The following is a 25,479-nucleotide window of genomic DNA, read 5'->3' as shown; positions in this document are numbered from 1 at the left end:
TTGAGATATGGGAACTGGCTATAGTGCCAGTCATACGGTTCCTCAAGAGTATCTCCAAGATGAAAAAATCCCTGCTTATGGCCACTATCACGGCCTTGCTGTTGACCGGCTGCGGTAAAGATCAAGATGTACTGGTCGTCGGCACCAATGCCGCTTTCCCACCATTTGAATACATGGGGGGCGCCAATGGTGATGAGGTAAAAGGGCTGGATATCGACATTGCCAAGGCGATTGCCGCCGATGCAGGTAAAACCCTCAAGGTAGAAAACCTCAAGTTCGACTCTCTGATAGTGGCGCTGAACTCAGGCAAAATCGATTTTATCGCCTCTGGTATGACAATCACGGATGAGCGGCAAAAGAGTGTCAACTTCTCTACGCCATACTATGAAGCCACCCAAGTGGTGATAGTCAATCAGGACAGCCAGGTATTCAACACTCCGGCTGATCTTGCCGGCAAGAAGATTGCGGTGCAGTTGGGCTCTACCGGCGACATCATGGCCAAGGAACTCAAGGCCGAAGTCGTAGCTTTCAATACGGGTTTTGAAGCCTTTATGGAGCTGAAAAACCACAAGGTAGACCTGGTACTGTTCGACAGCCAACCGGCAGCCACTTATCTGGCCAAGAACCCCACTCTCAAACAGTTGGATATCGACTTCTCACCCGAATTTTACGGTATTGCAGTTGCCAAAAATCAACCCGAACTGCTCAGCCAGATCAATGCCACACTGGTACGGCTACAAAGCTCAGGCGAATACCAACAACTCCTTGAAAAATATCAGAAGTAGTCTTAGATGGATGCAATAATCTCTTCGCTGTTTACCCCCATAGGGGAAGACGGCATGATCGGTATTTTGCTGATCCTAAACGGCCTCAAGGTCACCTTGACTGTGACCTTCTTCGCCATGATCCTCGGCGCCATTCTCGGGGTGCTCACCACCTTGATGGGCATGTCCGAGCGCTGGTATCTGCGCTGGCCGGCCAAGCTGTATGTCGGGGTGATCCGCGGTACTCCTGTAGTAGTGCAACTGGTGATCCTCTACTTTATTGTGTTGGCCGCCATGGATGTCGACAAGGTGACCGCCGCCATCATCGCCTTTGGCCTCAACAGCGGCGCCTACATCAGTGAGATCATCCGCGCCGGTATCCAGGCGGTCGACAAGGGCCAGGCCGAGGCCGCCCGCTCTTTAGGGATGAGCCATTCACTGACCATGCGTGAAGTCGTGTTACCGCAGGCAATCAAGAATATTCTGCCGGCGCTCGGCAATGAATTTATCGTGCTCTTGAAAGAAACCGCCGTCATCGGCTTTATCGGTGGCGTGGATCTGATGCGCGCCGGTGAAATCATCCGCAGCCGAACCTTCGAAGATGTGGTGCCGCTGCTGACTTGTGCCCTTATCTATTTGTTATTGACCTACAGCTTCACCTGGCTGTTGGGTAAGTTTGAAGCGAGGCTGAAACAAAGTGATTGAGATAACCAACCTGCATAAGTCCTACGGCAAACTGGAAGTACTCAAAGGCATAGATCAGCATATCGCCAAGGGAGAAGTGGTCAGCATCATAGGCCCAAGTGGTAGTGGCAAGAGCACTTTTCTGCGTTGTATCAACCTGTTGGAGCAACCGACTGAAGGCGAAATACGGATAGCCGGTGAATCGATAACGGCGCCTGGCGCCTGTGTCGACAAGCTCAGGCAGAAAGTGGGCATGGTATTTCAGCACTTTAACCTGTTTCCCCACAAGACGGTATTGGCCAACCTAACGCTGGCACCGGTCAAGCTGGGATTGATGAGTTTGGCCGAGGCCGAAGCCAAGGCTTTGGGATTGCTGGCTAAGGTTGGTCTGGCAGATAAGAAAGATGCCTATCCATCCAGCCTGTCCGGCGGCCAGAAGCAGAGGGTGGCCATTGCCAGAGCCCTAACCATGTCTCCGGAGCTGATGCTATTTGACGAACCTACCTCGGCGCTGGATCCGGAAATGGTCGGCGATGTGCTGGACGTAATGCAATCTCTGGCTCGCGACGGCATGACCATGGTGATAGTCACTCACGAAATGGGGTTTGCCCGCGAGGTGTCTGACAGGGTGATCTTCATGGATGAAGGAGTGATCCAGGAAGCGGGCACACCGGAGCAGATTTTTAACGCGCCGCAAAATCCCCGAACTCAAGGTTTCCTTGCCAAGGTGCTGCGCTGATCACAAGGTAACTTTTTAGTACAAAAGTGCCATAAATCTGCCATCGTTTCTCTCTATGTTGGGTGCTTTCCCAAACGCCCAATATAGAGAGGTTATTCTTGCGTCAATCCCATCAAGTCGCAGCATTGTCACTGCTGTCTCTGGCCCTGCTGGCCGGCTGTAACTCAGATAACGACACTCAAACTCCGGAGCCGGTAACGGGTCGCTGGCTCAAAGGCGATCTTCATGTTCACACCGCGGTTTCCCAGGATGCCAGAGAGACCCAGGCCGATATTCTCAAGTGGGGCTTCGAGGACTTTGGCCTGGATTATATGAGCCTGACCAACCATATGCGCAACAACAGCCAGGACAATGACGATAACGACCTAGGCGGCATTCTCTTCTATGATGCCCTCACCCGCTACGAAAAACCCGGACTCGCCAGCCTGATGCCCAACTACCCGGGCAAGTTGGTTTACTCCGGCTTTGAGTGGGATATGCCGACTCACGAGCACTTCAATATCGTCATCCTGGCCGATGAACAGCAGACTCTGGATGCGATTAAAACCTTCGAGTACAGCTTCAGCGCCAAGAATGAGCCGGAGGATTTCGCAGCCGAAGATCTCGCCGCCTGGGAGGCCGCCGGCGTCAAGCGTCAGAATCAAACCCATGCAGATGCCGTAGCGGCGCTTGCCTGGCTACAGCAACATTTTCCCAAACAGAGCTACGGCATGCTCAATCATCCCAGACGCTATCTCGACAGCTACACCATAGCCGAAGTCAGGGAGCTTCATGATGCCGCGCCTGAGGTCTTCTTCCTGGTGGAAGGTATGGTTGGCGGCCAGTTCAGTGGCAACCGCGGTGACTATGGTGACAGCTCGAGCGGTGTTTACGGCGGTGTCGATCCCGTCGTTGCCGAAGTCGGCGGTTGGTGGGATGCGCTACTGGGAGAAGGGCGCAGAATTTGGAACATGGGTAACTCGGATATTCACTTCAAGACCAGGCCACCCTACGCCAGCAGTTATTATCCCGGCGAATATGCCAAGAATTACACCTGGGTTGAGGGTGAAGGTACCCAGGCACTGCTTGAAGGGCTACGCTCGGGGAACAGCTTTGCGGTATTTGGCGATCTCATCGACGGGCTGGATTTCCAGATGAATAGCGGTGAGCAAACCATCACTATGGGACAAACCTTGAGCGCCAAGGCCGGCGACAAGGTCACTATCAATATCAGGTTCCGCAGCCCTGAGCTAAATAACAAGGAAAGCGATATCGGCAATGAACACTACGCTGGCATTAATCCTGGAGTACATCATATCGATTTGATTGCCGGTGATATCGGTGAGCGAGCCAAGCCGGGAACGGCTGCCTGGCAAAAGGAAACCAACGACAGCACCCGGGTGATTAAGTCATTCACCCAGGCTGACTGGCAAAAAGACAGCGATGGTTTCTACAACATGAGCTTCAGCTTTATCGCCGATGGTAAGCAGTATTTCCGCCTGCGTGGTACTAACCTGGATTACAACGTCAACGGCTTGACCAACAAGGGCACACCTCTGCGTTCAAAGGTACTGCCTCAGGCTGAAGGGGAGCAGGTGCAGCAATGGTACAACGACATCAATGAGCGTAACTACGGCGATCTCTGGTTCTATTCCAACCCGCTGTTTATCACCACCCAATCCTGAAGTAATTTCTGTTCTCAGGCGGGACGCGGCAACTGCCCGTCCCGCAAAAAGTCTTTTAAAAACCAGGTCAATGGCATGCTGCGGCTATTACGACGACTGAAAGCAACCTTGTCTGCGGAGCTTTGACAGAGCCAATATTCACACTCCTGCGGCTCGGTTGATAGCAACACCAAAGGATCGTGCAGCGCCAAATTGACGCCCTTTTCAGCTCTGGCCGACGTGTAGCGGATCATCTGTGCCTGCTGTTGCAGCAACCAGGCCCCCAAAGCCTGGGTATAGGCATAGCTCGATTTGTGAGTCAATTGCTGCTGCAATTCCGGCCCCTGCAATAGCGTCAAGTCAGCACAATCGCGGGCATTGATATCCACAGAGTACAACATATGCTCAGAGCGCAGCGGCTCCAGATAAGGCTCCAACATATCGGCCATAAAGACAAAACGATAATAGGCGACTTCGGCCAAACAGGTCTGCCAGGATTCACTGGCATAAAAGAAGCTTTCCATTGTGATACTGCCAAAGCGCGAACCATGGCGCAGCGGCGGATAACGAAACGGGGTCTTGAGCAGATAATGCAAGTGCTCAGTCCCGCTTCGGTAAGGCGGTTTAACCTCATCGAGCAGGGATTCAAGCAGCATCTGTTCGTCAAAATCATCCACCAGACTCAGGGTGGCGGCTTCTTCCTGGGACTCGACCAGGCGATAACCGCGGCCAAAGTAGTGGCGAGGAAAAAAGTCCTGCGGCTCTAACGCACTAAAATCCATTTTCAGTTGTTTGTCTCCTGTCACCGGTTATGGCTGTCAGACCTTGCCTCTCATAGCATCCAGATATTGGTTAACACTCACCAGACCAACCACGGTTTGCAATAAAGTCTTGGGGGTTCCATTCAGCGCCTTGTTGGGACTGTTGAGCCAGTGACGCATAAAGGCTTTTTCACCACCCGCTATGGCATACAGCGAGCGATATAGACGGATAAGTTGCAACTGCAACTCCCCCTGCTTGGAATCGGGTTTAAACCCCTTGCCGCTGTTACGGCTCAAGGTGCTGGGATTTACGCCTATGATACGGCTGGCCTCGGCCTGGGTAAGTTGTAACTCGCTGCAAGCATTGGAAAACGCCTTGAACAATACCTCGGCTGCATTGGCTTTCTCTAGGGTATTCATCTTTGCTGCTCCGCCATAAACCTGTCCATATATTAGCCAGCTAGCACGGCAAACGCAATTTAAGACTTAATATAAATGCAAAAGCAACCCCACTGACACCAATTGGTGGTTCCCACCAGCGTACTTTCAATTTATTTTTGATATAGCTTGCAGCAGAAACACTGTTGTAAAGCGCAACAGAGATCGTAGAATGCCAAAACAATTTCAGCCTCATTTGTCCGGAGCAGTGACATGACAGATCTGACATACCTTGCCAAAAAGCGCTATACCACCAAGGCTTTTGATCCCAACAAGAAGATCCCCCAGGATAAAATTGAAGATCTGCAGAGTCTGCTGCAGTTCAGCCCCTCCTCGGTGAACTCCCAGCCATGGCACTTTGTACTGGCCGCGACAGATGAAGGCAAAGCCAAAATTGCCGAGTCTACCGCAGACTATGGCTTCAACACGCCAAAGATCCTCAACGCTTCCCACGTGATTGTGCTCTGTACCCGCAACAACATGGACGAAGCCCATCTGCTGCGTCTGCTTGAGCAGGAAGAGGCCGATGGCCGCTTCGCCGACGAAAACGCCAAACAAGGCCAACACAACGGCCGCTCTTTCTTCACCAATATGCACAAGTTCGAACTTAAGGACCTGCAGCACTGGATGGAAAAACAAACCTATCTGGCGCTGGGTACTCTGCTGCTGGGCGCCAGCGTATTGGACATAGATGCCACTCCTATTGAAGGCTTCGATGCCAGCAAACTCAATCAGGTTCTGGGTTTGAGAGAACAAGGCCTGACGGCCAGCGTGGTTGTGGCCCTTGGCTACCATGACGAGTCAGACTTCAACGCCAAGCTGCCCAAGTCTCGCCTGCCTCAGGAAGAGCTGTTTACCAAAATTTAAGCGAGGTCTCCTTCCCTGCTTTTCTTTCAGAACCCGGCTCCACGCCGGGTTCCATTATTTTCACCTTGCACCCACGGACACCTGTGGCATAGTAGATTTTATCGTCAGTTCAGGATGAATGATTGCTACCATGCTGCTTGCCAAACCCGCGCTGAACCAGGCCGACGTTACTGAAGTCAAGCCGACCCGACTCAAGGGCGATAACCCGCTTATCTGGCCAATTCTCGGTTTGCTCAAACGCAGCAACCGCTCCTGGAAGGTGCATCACCTCGCCACCGAATTACAGCAGCAGGGACTGATGCACGACTTGGATCCTCTGCCCGAGAAAGATCTGTTCAAACGCAATTTTCTGCTGATGAATGCCCTCTATGAACTGCAACACATACTGCTGCCGGGCCAATGGCTGCAGGTAGAAGCCATGGATATCATATTGCTGCGGATCCCACCGGCCAATGTGCTGCAACTACAACAGGATGACTCAGCGCTTAGAGACTACTACCTCGACTGGAACAACTATGACACCTGCGTCAATGTCGTTCGTGAGATGCTGGAGTCCTTCTGGAACAGTTATCAGGATTATATTGGCGTACGACGCGGCCGTTTTGCCCAGCGAGAGGCGCTGCGGGTATTGGAACTGGAAGCCGACGCCAGTGACAAGGAGATCCGTCGCCAGTGGCGTAAACTGGCGCTAAAGTGGCACCCGGACAGGCAAGGCGGTGATGCCGCCAAGTTCAGACAGATCTGCGAAGCCTGGCAAGCCCTGCGAGGTTGAATAACCAGGCAAAGCGCCAAAGCTTAGCCTCGCTCACAGAAATGACCGCCAAAGGCACCGACGCTTAAGTCATAATTAAGCCAGTCACACTAACCTGACAGCAAAGGGCGCTGCGCCCGGTCAATTCTGAGGAGATTATTTTGCTCAAGCCACTGGTTGCCGCAATGGCACTTACCCTAATCCCGCTGGCCGCCAACGCCGCCGACTTTATCGAAGGTAAACACTATACCCAGATAGCCAAGAAAGGCAGTGAAGAACCCAAGCTCACCGAGTTCTTCTCTTTCTACTGTCATAACTGCTTCAGCATGGAAACCCAGTATCTGCCGGACATCAAGGCCGGTCTCAATAAAGAAGTCAGCTTTGACAACAAGCATGTCGACTTTATGAACAGCGATCTGGGCACTGAGGTGATGAAGTCTCTGGCCATCATGCAGGAGCTGGGTGCGACAGAGAAGTTGACTCACCCCATGTTTGCCGCCATTCAGGGCGAGGAAGGGGCCCATGGCCATGACCATTCCGCCCCTGGACACAAGCACACCTCTGCCATCAATAGCCGCGACGATATCAAGCAATTGTTTGCCGCCAACGGCGTCGATGTCAGCCAGTATGATGCCTTGGCCGACAGCAAGAAAATCAATGATGTCATCGCCCTGTGGCGTAAACAGCAGAATGAATTTGCCATTCAGAGCGTGCCAAGCTTCGTGGTAAACGACAAATATATGGTTAACCTGGGAGAAATTCGCACTCTGGGCGAACTGACCGATCTGATCAATTTCCTGGCTACCGAAAAAGATGCCAAGCAAGATGAAGGCGGCAGCCTGGGTTGGTTGTTCCTGGCCTTTGCCGGTGTCGCTGCAGTCAGCAGACGCCGCCGCTGAAATCAGACGCTATAGCGACAAAACACTCTATTCGCCAACAATTTAAAGGCCACCCCAGGGTGGCCTTTAACATATCAAAAAAATCTGTATATCCAATGAGTTAGGGAGACTTTATACCCAAGTAAAACCGCCTATCTGATGCAAATTGTGGATATTGCCCCCAAAGTGATAACGGCTTGCAAATGAACCAGCGCAAGATGTGTATAAAGCAAAATTTGCTCGCTTGTGCTGCAAAGTCGCCACTCCCATGTCAAAAGTAGGTTTGTCATTTGAATATCCTTCCTGGCGTATATGATTGAGTTAACACAGATTTATGAAAACTACCGAGAAGGTTTTGAAATCACTCTAAGTCACCTATGGCAGCAACAACTTGTGTAACAGAGGGAGCCTGATGGCTCCCTCTTCTTTCATCTTGTGCTTGCCTTTGCCAGTGGTCGTGCCTATAACCGCTTTCCTCCAGGAGTTTATTCAGGTACAAGATTAAAAAACAAACAAGGATGAACCATGAAACTCAGGCTGCCGCTGCTGGTTTTAATGCCGGTACTTCTTTTAAGTTCAGTCGCCCAGGCCAAGCCAGAGCCTTTGCTCTATGGCTACAGTGATACCCTGGCATCCAAGGTCTACCAAAGTGAGCGGCGCTGGATGCTGTCCTTGCCGGAACGCTACCATGCCACCCAAGACAGTGATCGCCGTTATCCCGTGCTCTATATCGTCGATGCCGACTTCCAGTTCCGCCATGTCTCTGCTGCGGTCAACAACCTCGCCAGAATGGGCAAGATACCGCCCATGATAGTAGTGGGTATCGCCATGCAGGGGCAGAAAGACTACCTCTACTCCACCACCTGGCCATCGGCTGAGGGCGCAGACTTTGGCGGCAGCGACAAAATGCTCGCCCACCTGCAACAGGAACTCGTGCCCTATATCGACAAACATTACCGCACCTCGGGCCACAACGCCCTTGCCGGTTATTCTCTGGGTGGCTTGCTGAGCCTGCAGATGATGCTGCAATCCAAGAGTCCTTTCAGTGCCTTTCTCGCCATGAGTCCCAGCATCTGGTACGACAACATGGCGCTGCTTGAGCGGACCGCTCCTTGGCTGAAACAGCCTAGGCAGACATCGGCCTACCCCAGGCTTTTTCTCTCTCTGGCCAACGAACAAGGCATGGGGGTGGATGAATTCAGAAAGCTGCTTCATGAGCAGGCGCCCGAATGGCATTTCGACTACCGCTTCTTTCCCTCAGAAACACACTACAGCACCGCTATGCCGGCGCTGCTTGCCGGGCTGGAAAGCCTGACGCCAGGTTACTTTACCGATGTTGGCCCCTTGCTGCAGCTTGGGGATTACGAAGCGGTACTGGCACACTTTGAGGCCAAGAAAACACTTTGGAGCGGCTTTCATTTCGACTGGCTGCAGGCCTACACCTTGGGAAAGTACCTCTATTACAGTGAGCAGAAATCAAAGATGGCCGAAGTGCTCGCCCTGGCCAAAAAGCAGTTTCCAGAGGATCTTGCAGAGCTGAGTGCCGGCTTTGCCAAAGTGCTCAACAACCGGGGCGAGTTTAAGCTGGCCAAGGAACTCTTGCTGATGACCTCAAAAGTGGGTACTACCCAAGCCGATTGGCAGCAACAACTAAGCCTGGCACTGGCTGCTGAAGGCGACAGCCTTGGGGCAAAAGCAGCTCATGCCAAGGCGCTGGAACTGGCCGAAGCCTATCAACTGGAAAGCTGGGAGTGGTGGGAACTGCAGTAACAGGCCCGGCGCGCTCAATCTGCCGAGCCTTTATCAATCACAATATTGGCAACAGGACCGAAATCAGGCCATCTGCTGAACCAGGCCATGACTGGTGTTTATCTGCCGCAGAATATTCAACAGATTGCCGCCCTTGTCTTCCCTCAACTGGCCGACATTCAAACGGTGACTAATATCGGCCAGGCTCAACAACCCGCGGATCTGATGGGTTTGGGTATCGACCACAGCAAAATAGTTATCGCGGCTATGACGCAGGCTCTGCAGTACATCGGCGACACTGGCGCTGGCAACCTCATCATAGGCCAGCGCCTGCAGTTGCTCCCTTGGCAGCATCAAATCAAATACCGTCCAGGAGGAAGGTTGATGGGCCTTGTCGACAAGCTTGAGCAGATTGTCCGGTGCCAACAACTCCTGGGTGATGATGCCCAGCATTTGATGACGGGCGTTAATAACAAAATGCAATGCGCTGTGTTCACTCTGCATCAGGGCTGAGGCATCAGGCGCCGGCATATCGGCACTGATGACCATACGCGCACTATGGCTGAAGTCCATCATGGCCTCTAAGGCATTGTCATAAGGGTTGAGTTGATTGGCTAAAGCAGAGGCTTGCAGCCTGTCGTTGCTGGCAATCGCAAAAGGATGAAGTGTTTTCATGTTGTTACCTCACTTGGAAACTGGGTTGCCGGGCTTCACATTAGTGCGAACCCGAAAGACGGTTTTCAAATGAGGGCAAATGGCGGTGCGCGGGTCTGTGCCTGAGGAAATACATGCAGTGCATGGGATTGCAATGACTCCAGCGACGGCAGACGCAGTACCAACTCGGCCGAAGGCGCCAGATGAGTAGATTTCTGTTTCAGAAGCGGCGGCTCCTGAGAGTCTGTCAGCGTCTTGAGGAACAGGTCTTGGGAATTATCCCCCTGCACTGCCAGAGGTATTGAGGCTGAAACCGGTACCAGAGAAACCTGCTGAGAATGGGCCTTGGGGATAGCAGCAAGAGTGCCTGTCAGCAAAATACTGACCAGCAATAATGCAAACCATCTCTCGATTCGACTCATCTGTGATCCAAGTCTCAAAACGCCCATTTGCCGACAATAACACCGCCTTGGAAAAAAGCACAATATTTTTCAGCGGTAAAAAATAAACCCCGCTCAGAAAACTGACCGGGGTTTAGGGGAAGTGCTTCTTGCAAAGGAATTGGCCATTTGCTGCAAACCACGCCTTGCATCCAGGCCTATAAGTCGACGCAGAGCACACATGTGACTTGTTCGCACCTTACCAGCCAACCTAACTGACACTCAGCGACGGATCTTCACCTCTGGCTCATTAAGCATCGCCAGCAAGGGGTTTTGCTGCATCACTCTGGATTTGAGGCCAAATCCCAGGATAAGTCCCATAATAAAGCCACCTATATGAGCCCAATAGGCCACGCCTTCACCGGCCATCATCAAACCAACCAGGTTGAATACCAGCCAGATGGCAAAGAAAGCCATAGGCGACAACTTCTTCTGGTAGATAACAAACATAAAGGTCAAGCTGGCATGGCGGAACCACAATAGATACATACCGAACAGACCGGCAATGGCGCCACTGGCCCCCACCATAGGGATATTGGAGCCGGGATCGGCAATAATCTGCACCGCCGCAGCCGCCAGGCCACAAAGCAGATAAAGCCCAAGGAATCTTATGCGCCCCAAGGCGTCTTCTAGGTTGTCGCCAACCACATAAAGGAAGTACATATTGCCCGCCAGGTGGATCAAATCACCGTGAAGGAACATATGGCTGAACAGGGTCCAAACATGACTGCCGTGCAACACCTCATCGGCCCGCAGGGCAAAGTTGGCAAATACGGTATCAGTTATATCCAAGTCTGTGCCATAAGCGGCAAAAATCATGATGTTGAGCGCCAGCAGCAGATAGGTGATGGCGGGTTGTGAGCGAGTCTTGAGATTAAACTCCACCGGCATTTGCGACAGAAACTGAAACAGCCAGGTTTTGACACTGATCTTGCCATTCAACTCCGCCAACAGTCCCTGCAACCTTGGGGACTGCACCACTTTATTCCTTTCGTCTTTATCGACCCAGACGCCATTGCAACTGTGGCAGACATCCAGCTCTATCTGATAGCCGTCCATCAGATGGTATCTGTGCATCTGTTCTTCACAGTGCATGCAGTGCCGCTTGGAAAGCCCAAGATGAGGCCCGAGCGACTCTTCAATGCGTACATGATCATTGCCATTGTCAGCAGTTGACAGCGCGCCGTTAAGCTCGCCATTATCAAACCAAATGCCTTCACAGTGATTGCAGCTGTCCACCTGCTCACCGTATAGTTCGAAGGTGCGCATCGATTCGCTGTAACACCCGGGACATTTTAAATTCATGGATTATTCCTCTGTGATATTCACATCCACGCCACTACGTTGCAACTCAAGCTCCATACGCTGAAAATTCAGTTGCAGCTTAGGCAAAGTGTCGGCCGAAATCTTCCCTACCAAGGCTCTTAACCTGGTTGTACCGACACCACGGCTCAACTCTTGCTTTTCCATTTTTTCAATCAGCTGGGCAGATTCAATTCTGAACCTGCGGATAGCGGTCAGGATCTCAGCCGGTGTTTCCAGCGCATTGGCCGAGTAATACATGTTTTGCCAAACAAAATCACTGAGCTGGGGATGCAATGACTTCAAGTCCAGCGGTCTCTGTTTATCTATGTCCGCCATATAGGCTTCCAGCGTCTGCAAGTTATCCCGCACTTCATCATACAAGGCTCGCTGCAGATGATAGTTATTCTGGGTATTAACCAGAGAGTCAAACTTAATCGCCTGTGACAGCCCTTGCTGCGCCGCCAAATAAACGCCCAGAACCGTTGCCAGCACCATAAACAGTTGGCTCACCCAGAAGCTGGTTTTAACCAGCTCACTATTGTCAAAATGAATTTTACGACCGTTTGATACCGACTCAGATTTCCTTTCCATAGCAACTCCCGATGATGGTATTTAACCTGTCATTGTGAGTCAGAAAAACCTGGTTATCCGTCGGCCAATTCCCAAGTAACAACCTGAGTTGTCAGTTAACGTCGATCCCGGCGCGCTTGAGCTCATCAGCCATCTTTTTATAGCTCTGCTCTAACTTAGGTAAGGTGTGGGTTTCCACCTCTTCAATCAGGGTTCGCAGCTGTTTGGAGCCAAAGCTGGGTCCATAAAACTTACGTTCTATCTTGCCGACAATATCAGCAGAACCCATATAGAAACGGCGGGCACCGGAGAGAATATCACTGGGGGTTTCCAGGGTATAGGCCGAGTACTTCATATTTTCCCAGATGAAGTCTGCCATAACTGGATGATATTCTTTGATATTATAAGGTTTTTCTTTCTCGATAAGCTCAGTGTACTCTGTCATGACTTTGACATTGTCTTTCAGCTCCTCATAGAGAGAGTGCTGCAGGTGATAATTGTTCTGCATATTGGTCAGGCTATCAAACTTAATCGCCTGTGACAGACCTTCCTGCGCCGCCAAATAAACCCCGGCAACCGTGGCGATAATCATAAAAATCTGGCTGACCCAAAAACTGGTTTTCACCAACTCCTGATTATCGAATCTGATCTTTTTGGCGCCCCGGCGCTGACTTGACTCTTGATTGACTTCCATTTCAATACCTCTATGAAACTGAATGGGTTTTTAAGGTCGACATCATACAGAAGGGCAATGCAACGAGCTAGCCAAAAGGGCTTTTCTCCTCTGTTCTCAACCGATATTCACAGTACCACCGCCCACCAGAATACCGCCGCAGTCAACCGCATCGCCGGTTCTGGCGGCGGGTTTCCCATCGATAAAAACACTGCCCGAACCCGCGGCAATGGTACGAGGGTGCGGCGGATGCTTGGGCTTGTCGTGGGGGGTCAATGAATCGCCCTGACGCGCCAGCGGAATACCATCCACCTTGGCCGTGGAAAAGGCCGAAATCACCGGCGTGGGTGGAAACCCATCATGATCTGTCCCTATATCGCCCAACTTAACGGCATTACCCATAACTGACTCCTTAATACCTTGATTAACGTCCGCAAAATTCATCTGCCCATTGCAGCACCCTGGCAAGCTCTGCCTCCGTTAATTAGATATTGTTGACCAAACATCTTTCCCACTGAAGTTTACGCCTTAACTTATTGAATATTATGCCATTTGTATCGATAGATGCCATATGTATGCAGGAAACTTAAATTCCTTCGACTTCAAAAAAGAGGCCATAGTTAGTAATGCTTTTAGTCAACAACACACTTTCCGCTACAAGCCAAGGAAGCTAAAGCGGCAGTTATACAGGGATGCAATCCAACTACAGCTCTGTCAGCTCAGTTTTGCCGTGTCCGGCATTGTGGTTAATCGGTATAGCCAAGACAGGGATTAGCGTCAGTTGTCGGCTTTCTCTGGATGACAGACAAGGCGTCACTGGGTAGAGTAGGAATCAAGGCTTAAGCCTGCGTCGACCAGACACTATTTGAAGGAGATAGCTTATGTTGGGCGAAAATCATGCGCTGATCCTGGAGTTTCCGGAGTACAAACAGAAAATCCATCAACTCAAGGAAAACGATCCGCACTTTAGTGAATTGGCGGCAGAGTATCAGGCTCTCGACCTTGAGATCCGCGGTCTGGAAGAAAACTGTGTGCCCACGGCAGAAGAACGTTTCAGCCAACTGACATTGCGCCGCGCCGAACTCAAGTCCTGGCTCTACCAGCAGTTACTGCGCTGAGGAACACTCGCTCCCAAACACCCCCGGATATCTCCCTGTAAAACAAGAGCTCCGTGTTGCTTAAAGCGCCGGAGCCCTATCAAGCCGATACTTCAGCATTCAAAAACACCAAAGCTTAGAGCTTATCCAGTTGCAGAGCATTGGCAAACGCCTGTAATTCACTGATCTTAACCCCTTCACCCGAGAGGGTAAACATGGCATTGCCATTGACTATCACAGTCAACTCAGGCTCACCGGACTCTGTGCTCAGCATGGCGTTATGCCCCTGAACCTTGACCAGCTTGCCGCCGCTCATGGCAATCATTGAAGGATTGGTCAGCATGGCCATCACAGACTGCAACAAGGGAGAATCAAGCACCAACTCTATCTCCAACCGCGCACTGTCTTCTTTATAATAATGGCGGCTGGCATTGATGCCGCCCCCCAACATCATGCCACCACTTTCACTTGCAGGTTCATCTGCTTGCCAGCCAGGTAATGGCTCTGGAAATACCCCCACCACTTCCCCGGCCCGCTGCTGCCGGATAAGGGCTGAAGCATAATCCAGCTGGGAACTGGCCTGGCTCAATTCACCCTTACGGTAATGCTGTAACCCGGCCTCAATAGCTTCGGCTACGGCAGGATCTTCAGCGGCCTGCAGCGGCGCCGCCAATGCCAATGAGGCAACAAGTAATAGATTTGAAGGTTTCATTATCTTTCCCTGATAAAAAGTCCGCGATTAGCATAGCCGCAAGCTGAGCCCTACGCCAGCTATCCGTTACCGGGCCTTTGCTGTAGCTCGGCGGCAAGCTTCCGAAGCAGTGTAACATCTGGCTCAAACGTCAGTGCCTGCTCGGCTCTTGCCAGCGCCAGCTCAGAGTGTTTACGACACACCTCGGCAAACTCTGCCCGGTTGGACAAGGCTTGAAAGGCTTTTTGCAGCCGAATATGAATTTCCACCAGCGCCGCACCATCCCGGGCGATCGGCATAAAGAAGTCATCGAACAGTTCTTCAAGACGTATCGGCAGCATCCAAACTCTGGGATAGGGAATAGCCTCCGGCGCCGGCAGATTCTGCTCATCGGTCACCTGCCATTTGGCTATCAATCTAACTCCGCGGCCAATCACATCTATCGCTGTGCCAGGATCATTCACCGCCGCCGACAAGGCCCTCGATGCCACTTCGGCCAATACCGATAACCCAAAGCGAGGGTCTTGATCGAAAGAACGTTCATTAGCCACGGTAAAAGCCTTGTGCAGTGGCTGCAACTGAGCGTCATCGACACCGCCATCCTCGGCCTGAAAACTCAACCACAGCAGTGGCCGTCCCTGATGGACAAAGGCACCTGGCAATGACGTGATATAGGCTTCGGCGCCGTAATCTTCGGCCCATTGATTGATGCTGCCGAGATCCACATGCTGCACATAGCCTGTGTCGGCCGGATAGAGAGCTAAAGCCCCTTTGGGAATCTCCTCCTCTGATGCCAGGCGCTGCCCGTCCAGCCAAGGATGCTCACAGCGCCGCTGGATAGCCGCTCCGGCCGCCTTTTCAATTCTGTCTGTGGTTTCCCCTACCCGGCCTAGCTTGGACAGATGATTGATCCAAACCAGAATAGTGGCCACTATCAATACCACCACTGCCACAGTCACCAGAAACAGTACCACCCGCCCCTCTTCGCCATAAACACCGGTACTGAGGGCGATAATGCCCACTATGCTGAAAACAAAGGAGCCGACAAAGGTGGCCAGCGCCTGCTGGGCAGTGGAGTCTTCCATCAACAGTTTGGTGGCTCTGGGGGAAATATTGCTGGTGGCTGCGCCATAGGCTGAAATCATCACACTCAGGGAAAAGGTGGTCACGGCCAACATGCTGGAGGCGAGGATATTGAGCAGCTTATCCACCGCATCTGCACCTATCATGCCCGACAGCGAAGGGGGAATAACCCCCTGCACCACTATCGCCAGCAATGCGGTAACCACCGCCAGAATCGCAAACAGCACAGTGCGCATCCAGAGTTTGCGGCTCAATAGCAACAGTCGCCAGCCCCATTTACTCAGCATAATCCCACTCCTTTGATGACTCTCTCCCTGGCCAGAATAGCAGCCTTTTGTTCTTTGGACAGGCAGATCAAACTGTTAGACTTGAGAAGGTGCAAACAAGTCCTATAGTGCAAGCCAGAGCGTTACCAGGACCTATTAGCGCCTTCCCTTAAGCTTCTACCCTGCGGCCAGGATAATAATGAAAGTCGATCTCAACCTGCTTCCGGTATTGGAAGTCCTGCTGGAAGAACAAAGCGTTACCGGCGCGGCCAGGCGGTTGCACCTGAGTCAATCGGCCGTCAGTAAGCAGCTCAACCGCCTGCGGGAGTTGTTCAATGACCCGCTGTTTGAACGTAGCGCCTTTGGTCTCAAGCCCACTCCCAGAGCGCTGGCTCTGGGGCCAGAGCTGCAGCAATGGCTCAGGTTGGCCGAGCGGTTGACGCTACCGGACAAGTTTGACCCCGCCGCCAGTGAACGTCAGTTTCGTATGCACTTGGTGGAAACCGCCTACTCCCTCACCCTGCCGCATTTTATGCCTTCCTTGCTGCGCCAGGCTCCCGGGCTGGATATCAACTGCAAGACCTGGCACCCGGGCACCATGGAGCAGCTGCTGCGCTGCGAGCTGGACTTTGCCATAGGCTGCCGCGAGTGGGATCCGCGCTCGCTAATGCATATCAATAGCCTACCGGATGAACTCGAGTATCTGGAGCTGACCCGCGACAAGCCCATCTGTCTGCTGCCGCCGGATCATCCTGCGCTTGAGGGCGACTGGAACCTGGAGCGTTTTCTCAGCTTCGAGCATCTGCAGGTAGCCTTTGGCGGTATCGAACATTGGCTGCTGGATGATGTACTGGCACTCAATCACAAGACCCGACGGATCCGCGCTAACATCACTGACTTTCCTACTGCAATTGAGCTGTGCCGTCACAGCGAATTGCTACTATGCGCACCTGCCAAATATGCGGCCCAGGCGCTGCAACATGTTGAGCTGGCGACGCTGGAAGTGCCGATAGATCTGGTGCCAGGCGCATACGTGTTGTTGTGGCACAAACATTTCAACCAGGATTCGGCCCACAAATGGCTCAGGCAGATGATTGCCGACACAGTAATCCCGGCCAATACTTTAAGGTAAAAAACTGTTTGGAAAACGCCGCCAAGATGCTCAAATCCGGTGTTATCTTTTTTCAGCATATGCTGCAAACACCTGTAGCTGACTCTAACGGTCAAGATTACTTCAACAGTTCAAACATCGATCAAAAAGTCACAGTAATAAAAGGCCCGGTTCAGCGTCATCGGAAAGTTGAAAATTCCGGATGCTGTCCCGGGCCTATTAGCCTCTATCCTACCAGTTAATACTGATGGGCCTCAGCCATCCTCGCAGGGGTATGACACACGGAGCAAGATTCAACGATCGGAGCCGGATCGAATACATTGAATTCGGCGCTTTCGCCTTGATGAACGGCTGATGGCGTGACGGCTACATTAAAGTCACCACCTTGGGTACTCATATGAGCCTTGGCGGCCGGAGTGCTATGACATGCCGCGCAGTTCGCAGAAATGGCGGTAATACCATAGACACTGTTTTCATCAAGCCCGTTGAGCACGACTGCCGGCGCAACCTTTTCCAGATTGATCTCACCGGTATGACAAGCCACACATTCCACCTTCTTGTTCTTGTCTGTAGTAGGCATATCATTCACGCCACGTTTAACCTTGTAATCACCAAAGTGCATGTTGTGCACCAAAGGTCCCCAAGCCATAGGATAGTCTTCACCCTGTTTACCCGGAGCCCAGTTGTAAGCGCTGTGGCACTGGGTACAGGCATCGCCGCCGAGATCAAAGCCCCCCCGCTGCCCACCATGCCCCTGCAAACCTTCGGTATGGCAGTTAAGGCACTTCATGCCATCAGAGCTGGTACGACGCACCTCTTTGATATTGGACACAGTAATAGGTGCATTACCATCGGCATAGGCGATTCGACCGTCGACACCGCCCACCAGAACTTCACCCTCTTCGTATGGTGCGGCATGTTCAATAGTATAGGTATACGAACCATCCTCGTTGGTTACCCCTGCTGTAGAACGTGCCACATGGCCTTCATCACGACCAGGCAGTACAGCTTCACCATGTTTGACAATAGTTGCCCAACCACGGGGAGTCGCATCGCTGATAGCAGCAATATCCACGGATTTACCATCGGCATCAGTCGCTTTTACCGTGACTTCAATTTGACTCTTATCGGCAGAACGCTGTACTGAGATTAGCTCAAATTGGTAACGGTTAAGGGCTTCATCCCGCGCCGCACCATTATTATGAGCATACATGTAACCATCGGGTCCATGACAGGTCTGGCATGAAGCATCGGTAAAGCCGGTATGATTAACATTACCAACTCGATCGGCATCAAACAGGCCGGTGTGACAAGTCACGCAGCCATTAATGGAGGCTGTGAACTGAACATCATCGGCATGACAGGTAGAACAACGCTTCATGTTCATGGAGTAATTCCCCCATAAAGCCGCATGACCTTTGGAAACCTTACCTCCCTCGCCATCAGACATTTTCCCGTGACCTATCATTGCCAAGGTATTTAACGCATAGCCACCATCTTTTTTCTCTGTCTGGGTATGGCAACTCAAACAAGCTTCAACAATTACTACTTCTTGATCATTATTTAAGGCGTGATGGTGTTGGTGCCATCCCCAAGTGGAATTGCCTGTCGCTGCAGTAAACTCACCATGACACGCCACACATTTGGCATCTTCTGTAGTGCTGACCTGGGCATATTGATCTGTTTGAGTCAGCATTACCCGCTTAGTACGCGGCATACCATTATTACCATTACCCGGACGAATATAACCTATACCCACTGATTCAGATGTCACGCCTTCACGGGGCATAGACAAGGTATAAACCCCGTCACCTTCGTGAGTCAAAGTCCCCTTGGAATTAGACTCTCCGGCAAAATAAGTCATTGTTACTGTATCGGCAAGGAAGCCCTGCGCATTGGTTACAGTAGACAACAATTCGACCTTGTCTAAATCTTCAACGGGTACACCATCTTGATTTTCAACGGTAAACTCGACATTGACCAGACCATCACCAAAGTGCCAGTCCAGCACCTTGGCAACCGCAGATGTAGTCACTACTGGCGGCTCTCCAGGCGTACCGGGAATACCTGGGGTTCCGGGCTCACCCGGTTTTCCATCCTTACCGTCACTGCCACAGGCCGACACGCCTAATGCTGCAGCAATTATCATCACCATCTGGTATTTCTTTATTTTTCTCATTATTTTCCCCTAATGCGTAAGAGGTACTACGAAATGAGTACCAAATATTAGAATAGGAAAATAAAAAATTTACTTTGTAAATAAGATCACAATTTAGACAAATAAAGTAAATACAATCAACATTAAAAACAACCCACCAACACACGAACATTAATTGAAACTTAATTTTAAACTAAATATTTATTAACCAAATAAAGATTTAACGAGAAAAATGAAACTTAAGTTTGAAAAGCAAACAATAGTTCAGCATGCTTCAACCAGAAAGTTCAACGTTCCCATTGAATGAACAACCTATGCACGGCACATAAGCCCTGCACACAAAAACACTTAAAATACTGATTTAATTATTTAAAAACCATAATACGCTTGAGTTGGCGAAAAACAACAACACAGTATCCTTACGAAAAATATCTTTAAATTCAAAATATTGATAAGACATAAAGTTAAAATCAGCAAAAAACATCCAGCTTCGGCGGATAATTACAGCCAATGCTGACTTCGCGCATATTTTTAAAAGCTCAACACAATTTACCAGGAACGATATTAGTCACCGAAAAATAAAAAGAAGAATACACAAGGGACATTTTCGAATCCTTTTGAAATATCTTGCCAGACTCTATTTCCCTTAAAAGATATAAGAGTTTCCTCAGTCAATGCCGACAGATAGGTAATCATAACCACTATGCTGCTACAGGTTGCTTATCAGTGCATTATGCAGATAAGCAATATTCAGGGAATATAGAGCATGTTAATTAGGGCCGCCGCTATGGTGGTAGCCGGATCTTTGCCATCCACAGCCGGTGCCAGGTTAGTCCAAACCACCAGAGTCACCTTGTTAACAGGATCATGCCCCATAAAAGAGTTATAGCCGGGCAGCTCACCTGTATGCCCATAGAGGTTGCCAAACTTGGCGATCCCCAAGCCGTAATAGGCAGTGTTGGGATTCTCGGGATCTATCGGCCTGACACTATCCAGACGCCTTCGCTGCCAATCGGCATTCAGCAGTTCTCCGGCAACCAAAGCCTCTACCCAGGTTGCCAACTCATTGGCAGTGGAGATCCCGGCGCCGGCCGCCCAGCCCCAGGAAGGATTGGCCTCGGTTTGATCTATGGGTGCCAGAATGCCCTCTCGGGCTTCTTGTTGCATCTTTTCCGGCAGCATATAGGGTGGATCCATAGTCAACACATTGGTGCCATACATATAGCCCCGCGCCAAGGGCGTGGGAAGAGTATTCGAATGGATATCGGGAAACAGAGTCCGCTCAAGCCCCAAGGGAGCAAACAACCTCTGCTGCATCACAGCCGCCAGCGGCTTGGCATCGATTTGCTCGGCAATCAGTCCCAGCAAGACGGTATTGGTATTGGAGTATTCAAATGCGCTGCCGGGGGCAAAACCTGGCCTATGGGCAAAACTCATTGCCAGTAGCTCATTCTGAGTCCACACCTTGGTTGGCTGCTCATCAAGCGTCTGATTCAACTCGAGCGTTGTGGTGTAATTGAACAGGCCGCTGCGCATCGTAAGCAAATGCTCTATAGTGATCGACTCACCGTTTGGCACATTGTTGAGAAACATAGAGACAGTGTCATTCAGTTGCAATCGCCCTTGTTGCACCATCTGCAAAATCACGGTACCGACCCATGTCTTGGTATTGGAGCCCACCCTGACATGCTGATCAAAGTCGGTCGCTTCACCGCCGCCATAACGGGTTACCCCATAGGCGGTTTTAAAATCGCCCCTGGGCGTTCGCAGAATGACCACAGCGCCAGGCACCAGCATCTCCTTGGCCAGTTGTTCCACCGTCTGCTGCATCTTGGCCGTGTCGACAGGATTGAGCACCACCTCTTGCGAATCCGAATTGCAGGCGCTAAGCACACTCACAGAGACCAAGATAGACGCGTAGATAGGCAGATAAGCCCAACCCCCCTTGGCACTAACGGCCGCCTTATCGCCAAAGTAACTCGCTTCCAAGCCCACCCTACTCAACACTCGATTGAACATAAACAGCCTCTCCCTATCTGTTACCGCATACCGGCGAGCCAGACTATCCCGCCTTCCATTGCATCACACAAAGCTAGTCAGCTTTGGCATTGGATTCAAGTTGTTGTGAGAGAAATGGCAAATATTTCCAGAAGGAGGCCTAGCTGGCTAAATCCTTGGAATGGGGAAAATAAAGCATAAAAACTTTTGAAAAACAGGCAAATAGAAATACCACATAGGCAACTATCATTTTTATAGCCCTACCCTGCCTGAAATTTTAAATTTTGTATTCATTTATCACCTGAACGAGCCCAAATCGACTTAGATGCCAATGACTCATCATTAAAAGCATCTAGCATTGAGTACCCTGGCAGCTAGAGTCTTGACTCATTCAGTAATGGATGCGTCATTTTATTGTTGGCAGTGACGCCACCTTTAACTCGACGCTATACATAGGCATGTCTATTTATACTGTGCTACCAGTTAAGAGGCGAATAATCCACCGCCTAACTGGTAACCACTTTTTCGCATTAGGATAAAACTGAAATGCACTGCTTCATACTTTAATATAGGCTTGACTCACACCTATTGAGAACAGCTGAAACCGGTCAAAGAGCATCACACAACATTTCCCTAACCCCCTTACCACTCTTGAAGGCACAATCAATGGCTAATTGTCTATCGGCACTGAGGTTACCCATCTCCTGGTCAATTAACTCTGCACCTTGTTCCAGGGTATTGGCGTCCATCACAGTTTGAAAAAGCTGCAAATACCAGTTTTGGTTCGGCCGTAACGCTATTCCTTGTCTTTCAAAGTACTGGCATGTTCGAATGATCACAGAACATTGCATCATCACATAGGTGGATTTCACTTCTGTACGGCGCCATAACCGCTCTACGCTCATTAACGCAAATAAGCCAGACAATGTTTGAGCGAGTAAGTATTGCCCCACCAATTCAGCTGTATCTTGATGCCGATATTTTAAGTGGGAGTCAACAATGAAAAAGGTACTAAAACAACATTCCGCCATCGAAGTAACCAACTGTTTGTTTTCGGGGTATCCCTTGTCCCTCAAGCCGGAAACAACATCATCCAATACCACTTCGTATATGTTGGATAACAAAGTATCCAAAGCAGCAGGTAATTCAAGCTGCTCGTCAGTATCCGATACGGAGTCAGACTTACGCAATGCGACCACTAGCTCTTCGAGCATATTCGTCAATATCAAAACTTCGTTTTCAGAAAACTGATCCAAGTACTGGAAGTCATAATCATTGATAAACAGAGTTTTTTTATCACAGCGAATACTACGAATTTCACTTAAGGAAAAGCTCTCTACCTTTCTTAGCGTACCTTTAGCCCAAATGGCGTGAGGAGTCACAACCAGAAAATCTTTGGTTGTTTGCATAAAGGTGTTATCCACAATCATCAGGATATCGTAAGGTTCAATTTTACCCTCTGATATCTCAATGACTTTTCTGACTTTGTGGACTTTGATAGCCGGCGCGATTTGGATTTGCTGGGATAGACGATGCCTCTTGGCCACAGCGTTAACTATATCCAAGTATTCCCGCTGATAGCTACCTTCAAAAGCAGGCTTGGAACTGGATTCCTGCTGCGGCTTTTCAGGCGTAAGGCTTGCCGGTGCAGCGCTTTCAGCACTGACGCTCGCCGGCGCTGTATTAGTGATAGAAGCGCCACCATTTGCATCTGCTGCCGGAGTAACACTCTCGGTTGTAACGCCTTCAGAGGAAAGATTTTCAGTAGTAGCGCTCGCCGAAGCTGTATTGCAGACAGAAGCGTCACTATTTGCATCTGCTGCCGGAGTAACCTTGGCTTGTGCCACATTCGAAACTTCAGCAGTTTCTGTCGTCCCTGTATTGCCTTGTATCTTTTGGGTCAGTCTTTCCAATAGTGTCAATAAAACTGCGGGCTTCATCCCGGAACCCGCCATACCAAAAGCACAGCCTTGCCCCAACAACAGCTCGGAACCGTCAACGGCATGCTCTTGACTGGTGTTTATCAACTCTTCCCACGACATTTGGTTTTTTGCAGAAGTTGTAGTCCAGTCATTTTTCCAAAACAATCCTTCAGATGTAAATGCCAGACCATTTTTTGCAGAACCAAAAACCGTAGAATCGACTATGGCATAAATATTGACTGACGCAGGCATGCCATAACATGCACTGGCATTTTTAGCTTTCTTACTGGGTATGTTGGGAGCAACAAAAAGCCCATCAGAGTGGAAGTTCTGCAAAATCTCCAGCACATCTGTTTCCATTTATCTTGTTCCTTGTATAAAACCTTGCTCAATACTTAGCTATGTAAAGCATTGATATCATTTGAGTAAGGTTCAGGATAAATGTTACAAGCAGCCTTCTGCAATGCTTTCTTAGCGGAAATTTGAACTCTAACAACATCATCAATCCTGCCCCTGCGTTCTACAGATTCTACCGGGTGCCTGCGATGACAAGCGCGGCCATATTGAACTGCTTAAACACTCCATCAATGGCGAGCTTAACCAAGGGCCTTAGTCGGTTGTTCAAAGGGTCGGATGGTACGCTGGGAGCGGTTATGGAGAAAACGAGAGTTTCCGTAAAAATCATCTATTTCAATGGACAAGAAGCAGCCCAAGCTTTTAAAGCAATATGATAGGGATAGCTGGCTCTTATGAGCAATAAAAGCCAGCCTAAATAAAAAATCAGATTTAACATTCATTAACTGGAACTCTAAATACGTATTTTAGAGCACCTACCTGATAGAAATAAACCGTACAAGTTTGGTACCCGCCGTCACTAGATTCGCCGGTATTTTCACCAACATTGCTGAAGTTGGAGGGACCACCTGATGAGTTTTTAAAGTCACCGCTTTCACCTAGTGTTTTTAACTTGCTAAGAATGCAGGGTTCAGTAAAAACGAGAGGGCCATTTTTCCCCTTCAACTGTGCTAAAGTATAGCCTCCAGCGACGACTGAAAGATCATTCAATGTTAAATCAATTATTGGTGTAGCTGCGATGTTGTCATTTTTAGTAACACTTAAGTCAAATAGAAGATAATCTGTCATAAGCCCACCGCCCTCAGACTGCCTAAAACCGAACTGAAGTGATAAGGATGGATCTTTACTTGTATAGTTAAGACCTACTGTTCCCAGCCGATTACTTAGAGTTACTTGTACATCATTTATATCGATTGACGAACCATTCTTACTCAATACAGCATGAATATCCTCCAAAAGACGAGTACCGCTAACTATATCTGACTTTAATTTATTTTCTATATCCGTTAATTTATTTGGGTCAACTATAACAGCGAGTGCTGTGTCTATGGAGCACTCGCTTGAAACACCAGAACTGCTATCCTGCTTACTATCATATAATCCAACTTGATTAATTCCAGCTGAGATAATACCAATCTCGTCTCGACGAATTTTATTTTGTTCTACAACTGATTTTTTTAAGGCTCCATAGGCTAGCCCGGCATCTGACAAAAGAGACTTTTTTTCTGATGTTATAGAAAAAGACCAAGTCGTCGCTTTATAAGCTGTCCCATCAAACCCATGCCCTACACTGAAACTATAAACAACACCGGAATTGGGGTTGACCAGGACTATGTTATTTCTCGTTGAGCCACAAATCATATTATCTGGTGTCATGGGTTGAGTTCTGTCTTCCGGGTAACAATTTAGACGTGGCGTAAAATTTTTAACAGCAAACTGTCGTGCACTAGCATCATTTGTACAACTTGAGCACAAATAGTTCTGAGTAGCCATTGATGAAAATGGTAGAATCCCCACCAGTAAGAGAAATATTTTTTTCACTTTACACCTCCTTGTTAGCACCACCATTACCAGCTCATAACCCACCAGTCAACCACCACAACAATTGTTCTTCAATCACCTTTTTAATGCTGGGTAATGTAACCTATTAGCCTGCATGGTTTATGTTGACCTGAACCCTATTCGCGCTGGAATAACCAAAATCCTGGAGGACTCAGACTATAGCAGTATTCAACGGCAGATACGGGCAGGGATACTGGATAAAAACACCTGAACTATTACCCTTTGGCGACAATGAACGGCATAACACGCCACAAGGATTGCACTTTGAAGCGGCGTTGTTGATCAAATCATTCGCTTGAACGCAACTACCCCTAGGCTTT

Annotated in this window: 24 protein-coding genes; 10 read left to right on the top strand and 14 right to left on the bottom strand. The window is 49.8% G+C overall.

What is annotated here, in order from left to right; genetic code table 11:
• The first annotated feature begins 59 nt into the window (after positions 1–59).
• The 4 genes from RC73_RS17180 to RC73_RS17165 all read left to right on the top strand — a co-directional run bounded on the left by RC73_RS17180 (position 60) and on the right by RC73_RS17165 (position 3,851).
• Entirely contained in the window at positions 60–785 is a 726-nt protein-coding gene (locus RC73_RS17180; protein ID WP_039035804.1) for a basic amino acid ABC transporter substrate-binding protein, read from the top strand.
• Between the two features lie 6 nt (positions 786–791).
• Entirely contained in the window at positions 792–1,469 is a 678-nt protein-coding gene (locus tag RC73_RS17175) for an amino acid ABC transporter permease (RefSeq protein WP_025011537.1), read from the top strand.
• Positions 1,462–2,187 carry an amino acid ABC transporter ATP-binding protein gene (locus RC73_RS17170; RefSeq protein WP_039035803.1) on the top strand — a complete coding sequence of 242 codons (726 nt, stop codon included), beginning with the start codon at positions 1,462–1,464 and terminating at the stop codon, positions 2,185–2,187. The genes RC73_RS17175 and RC73_RS17170 overlap by 8 nt, the downstream gene beginning before the upstream one ends.
• A gap of 98 nt (positions 2,188–2,285) precedes the next feature.
• On the top strand, positions 2,286–3,851 hold the full coding sequence (locus RC73_RS17165; protein ID WP_039035802.1) for a hypothetical protein: 1,566 nt from the start codon (positions 2,286–2,288) through the stop codon (positions 3,849–3,851).
• Positions 3,852–3,865: 14 nt separating this feature from the next.
• Here the strand turns inward: RC73_RS17165 and RC73_RS17160 are convergent, their stop codons facing one another.
• Positions 3,866–4,612, bottom strand: a complete 747-nt coding sequence (locus tag RC73_RS17160; protein WP_052248263.1) for an RES family NAD+ phosphorylase — start codon at positions 4,610–4,612, stop codon at positions 3,866–3,868.
• Positions 4,613–4,648: 36 nt separating this feature from the next.
• Complete coding sequence (locus RC73_RS17155; RefSeq protein ID WP_025011540.1) at positions 4,649–5,011, bottom strand: MbcA/ParS/Xre antitoxin family protein; 363 nt, start codon at positions 5,009–5,011, stop codon at positions 4,649–4,651.
• Positions 5,012–5,242: 231 nt separating this feature from the next.
• On the opposite strand from RC73_RS17155, the gene RC73_RS17150 reads away from it, so the two are divergent.
• From RC73_RS17150 to RC73_RS17135, 4 genes are all read left to right on the top strand, one after another.
• A complete protein-coding gene (locus tag RC73_RS17150; protein ID WP_039035801.1) occupies positions 5,243–5,896 on the top strand; it encodes an oxygen-insensitive NAD(P)H-dependent nitroreductase NfsB in 654 nt (217 codons plus the stop codon).
• Between the two features lie 130 nt (positions 5,897–6,026).
• On the top strand, positions 6,027–6,668 hold the full coding sequence (locus tag RC73_RS17145; protein WP_039035818.1) for a DNA-J related domain-containing protein: 642 nt from the start codon (positions 6,027–6,029) through the stop codon (positions 6,666–6,668).
• Between the two features lie 140 nt (positions 6,669–6,808).
• On the top strand, positions 6,809–7,546 hold the full coding sequence (locus tag RC73_RS17140; protein ID WP_039035800.1) for a DsbA family protein: 738 nt from the start codon (positions 6,809–6,811) through the stop codon (positions 7,544–7,546).
• 504 nt (positions 7,547–8,050) lie between these two features.
• Entirely contained in the window at positions 8,051–9,295 is a 1,245-nt protein-coding gene (locus RC73_RS17135) for an alpha/beta hydrolase (RefSeq protein WP_039035799.1), read from the top strand.
• 63 nt (positions 9,296–9,358) lie between these two features.
• Here RC73_RS17135 and RC73_RS17130 read toward each other — a convergent pair whose 3' ends face one another.
• The 6 genes from RC73_RS17130 to RC73_RS17105 all read right to left on the bottom strand — a co-directional run bounded on the left by RC73_RS17130 (position 9,359) and on the right by RC73_RS17105 (position 13,318).
• Positions 9,359–9,949, bottom strand: coding sequence for a CBS domain-containing protein (locus tag RC73_RS17130; protein WP_039035798.1), 591 nt, complete (start codon positions 9,947–9,949; stop codon positions 9,359–9,361).
• Between the two features lie 65 nt (positions 9,950–10,014).
• Entirely contained in the window at positions 10,015–10,350 is a 336-nt protein-coding gene (locus RC73_RS17125; RefSeq protein ID WP_071477149.1) for a hypothetical protein, read from the bottom strand.
• 240 nt (positions 10,351–10,590) lie between these two features.
• Positions 10,591–11,673 (bottom strand): rhomboid family intramembrane serine protease, encoded by a 1,083-nt coding sequence (locus RC73_RS17120; RefSeq protein WP_039035796.1) that lies wholly within the window; start codon positions 11,671–11,673, stop codon positions 10,591–10,593.
• Positions 11,674–11,676: 3 nt separating this feature from the next.
• Positions 11,677–12,264 (bottom strand): hypothetical protein, encoded by a 588-nt coding sequence (locus tag RC73_RS17115; RefSeq protein ID WP_039035795.1) that lies wholly within the window; start codon positions 12,262–12,264, stop codon positions 11,677–11,679.
• A gap of 91 nt (positions 12,265–12,355) precedes the next feature.
• Positions 12,356–12,937, bottom strand: coding sequence for a hypothetical protein (locus RC73_RS17110; RefSeq protein WP_039035794.1), 582 nt, complete (start codon positions 12,935–12,937; stop codon positions 12,356–12,358).
• Positions 12,938–13,033: 96 nt separating this feature from the next.
• Positions 13,034–13,318 carry a type VI secretion system PAAR protein gene (locus RC73_RS17105; RefSeq protein ID WP_039035793.1) on the bottom strand — a complete coding sequence of 95 codons (285 nt, stop codon included), beginning with the start codon at positions 13,316–13,318 and terminating at the stop codon, positions 13,034–13,036.
• A 479-nt stretch (positions 13,319–13,797) separates the two neighbouring features.
• On the opposite strand from RC73_RS17105, the gene RC73_RS17095 reads away from it, so the two are divergent.
• Positions 13,798–14,034 (top strand): YdcH family protein, encoded by a 237-nt coding sequence (locus RC73_RS17095; RefSeq protein WP_039035791.1) that lies wholly within the window; start codon positions 13,798–13,800, stop codon positions 14,032–14,034.
• Between the two features lie 115 nt (positions 14,035–14,149).
• Here RC73_RS17095 and RC73_RS17090 read toward each other — a convergent pair whose 3' ends face one another.
• Positions 14,150–14,725, bottom strand: coding sequence for a hypothetical protein (locus RC73_RS17090; protein ID WP_039035790.1), 576 nt, complete (start codon positions 14,723–14,725; stop codon positions 14,150–14,152).
• 59 nt (positions 14,726–14,784) lie between these two features.
• Positions 14,785–16,074, bottom strand: coding sequence for a DUF2254 domain-containing protein (locus RC73_RS17085; protein ID WP_039035789.1), 1,290 nt, complete (start codon positions 16,072–16,074; stop codon positions 14,785–14,787).
• Between the two features lie 172 nt (positions 16,075–16,246).
• Here RC73_RS17085 and RC73_RS17080 point away from each other — a divergent pair, with 172 nt between their 5' ends.
• Positions 16,247–17,185, top strand: coding sequence for a LysR family transcriptional regulator (locus RC73_RS17080; RefSeq protein WP_039035788.1), 939 nt, complete (start codon positions 16,247–16,249; stop codon positions 17,183–17,185).
• A gap of 217 nt (positions 17,186–17,402) precedes the next feature.
• Here the strand turns inward: RC73_RS17080 and RC73_RS17070 are convergent, their stop codons facing one another.
• The 4 genes from RC73_RS17070 to RC73_RS17050 form a co-directional block, all read right to left on the bottom strand.
• The gene (locus RC73_RS17070) at positions 17,403–19,343 is read right to left on the bottom strand and encodes a multiheme c-type cytochrome (protein WP_039035786.1); all 1,941 of its coding nucleotides are present in this window, start codon (positions 19,341–19,343) and stop codon (positions 17,403–17,405) included.
• Positions 19,344–20,072: 729 nt separating this feature from the next.
• Complete coding sequence (locus RC73_RS17065; RefSeq protein WP_082014363.1) at positions 20,073–21,341, bottom strand: serine hydrolase domain-containing protein; 1,269 nt, start codon at positions 21,339–21,341, stop codon at positions 20,073–20,075.
• Between the two features lie 587 nt (positions 21,342–21,928).
• Complete coding sequence (locus RC73_RS21020) at positions 21,929–23,602, bottom strand: hypothetical protein (RefSeq protein WP_039035785.1); 1,674 nt, start codon at positions 23,600–23,602, stop codon at positions 21,929–21,931.
• Between the two features lie 426 nt (positions 23,603–24,028).
• A complete protein-coding gene (locus RC73_RS17050) occupies positions 24,029–25,138 on the bottom strand; it encodes a hypothetical protein (RefSeq protein ID WP_152608460.1) in 1,110 nt (369 codons plus the stop codon).
• Positions 25,139–25,479: the final 341 nt, after the last annotated feature.

Source organism: Shewanella sp. ECSMB14102, from assembly GCF_000813075.1.
Classification (GTDB): Bacteria; Pseudomonadota; Gammaproteobacteria; order Enterobacterales; family Shewanellaceae; genus Shewanella; species Shewanella indica.
The sequence above is the reverse complement of the archived record's forward strand: the minus strand, read 5'-3'. Positions and strand labels throughout refer to the sequence as shown.

Coding starts and splice junctions, on each gene's coding strand:
- RC73_RS17070 (WP_039035786.1), bottom strand. CDS start 19,343: ATGAGAAAAATAAAGAAATACCAGATGGTGATGATAATTGCTGCAGCA.
- RC73_RS17160 (WP_052248263.1), bottom strand. CDS start 4,612: ATGGATTTTAGTGCGTTAGAGCCGCAGGACTTTTTTCCTCGCCACTAC.
- RC73_RS17150 (WP_039035801.1), top strand. CDS start 5,243: ATGACAGATCTGACATACCTTGCCAAAAAGCGCTATACCACCAAGGCT.
- RC73_RS17120 (WP_039035796.1), bottom strand. CDS start 11,673: ATGAATTTAAAATGTCCCGGGTGTTACAGCGAATCGATGCGCACCTTC.
- RC73_RS17090 (WP_039035790.1), bottom strand. CDS start 14,725: ATGAAACCTTCAAATCTATTACTTGTTGCCTCATTGGCATTGGCGGCG.
- RC73_RS17175 (WP_025011537.1), top strand. CDS start 792: ATGGATGCAATAATCTCTTCGCTGTTTACCCCCATAGGGGAAGACGGC.
- RC73_RS17130 (WP_039035798.1), bottom strand. CDS start 9,949: ATGAAAACACTTCATCCTTTTGCGATTGCCAGCAACGACAGGCTGCAA.
- RC73_RS21020 (WP_039035785.1), bottom strand. CDS start 23,602: ATGGAAACAGATGTGCTGGAGATTTTGCAGAACTTCCACTCTGATGGG.
- RC73_RS17145 (WP_039035818.1), top strand. CDS start 6,027: ATGCTGCTTGCCAAACCCGCGCTGAACCAGGCCGACGTTACTGAAGTC.
- RC73_RS17085 (WP_039035789.1), bottom strand. CDS start 16,074: ATGCTGAGTAAATGGGGCTGGCGACTGTTGCTATTGAGCCGCAAACTC.
- RC73_RS17180 (WP_039035804.1), top strand. CDS start 60: ATGAAAAAATCCCTGCTTATGGCCACTATCACGGCCTTGCTGTTGACC.
- RC73_RS17125 (WP_071477149.1), bottom strand. CDS start 10,350: ATGAGTCGAATCGAGAGATGGTTTGCATTATTGCTGGTCAGTATTTTG.
- RC73_RS17155 (WP_025011540.1), bottom strand. CDS start 5,011: ATGAATACCCTAGAGAAAGCCAATGCAGCCGAGGTATTGTTCAAGGCG.
- RC73_RS17110 (WP_039035794.1), bottom strand. CDS start 12,937: ATGGAAGTCAATCAAGAGTCAAGTCAGCGCCGGGGCGCCAAAAAGATC.
- RC73_RS17065 (WP_082014363.1), bottom strand. CDS start 21,341: ATGTTCAATCGAGTGTTGAGTAGGGTGGGCTTGGAAGCGAGTTACTTT.
- RC73_RS17095 (WP_039035791.1), top strand. CDS start 13,798: ATGTTGGGCGAAAATCATGCGCTGATCCTGGAGTTTCCGGAGTACAAA.
- RC73_RS17105 (WP_039035793.1), bottom strand. CDS start 13,318: ATGGGTAATGCCGTTAAGTTGGGCGATATAGGGACAGATCATGATGGG.
- RC73_RS17135 (WP_039035799.1), top strand. CDS start 8,051: ATGAAACTCAGGCTGCCGCTGCTGGTTTTAATGCCGGTACTTCTTTTA.
- RC73_RS17115 (WP_039035795.1), bottom strand. CDS start 12,264: ATGGAAAGGAAATCTGAGTCGGTATCAAACGGTCGTAAAATTCATTTT.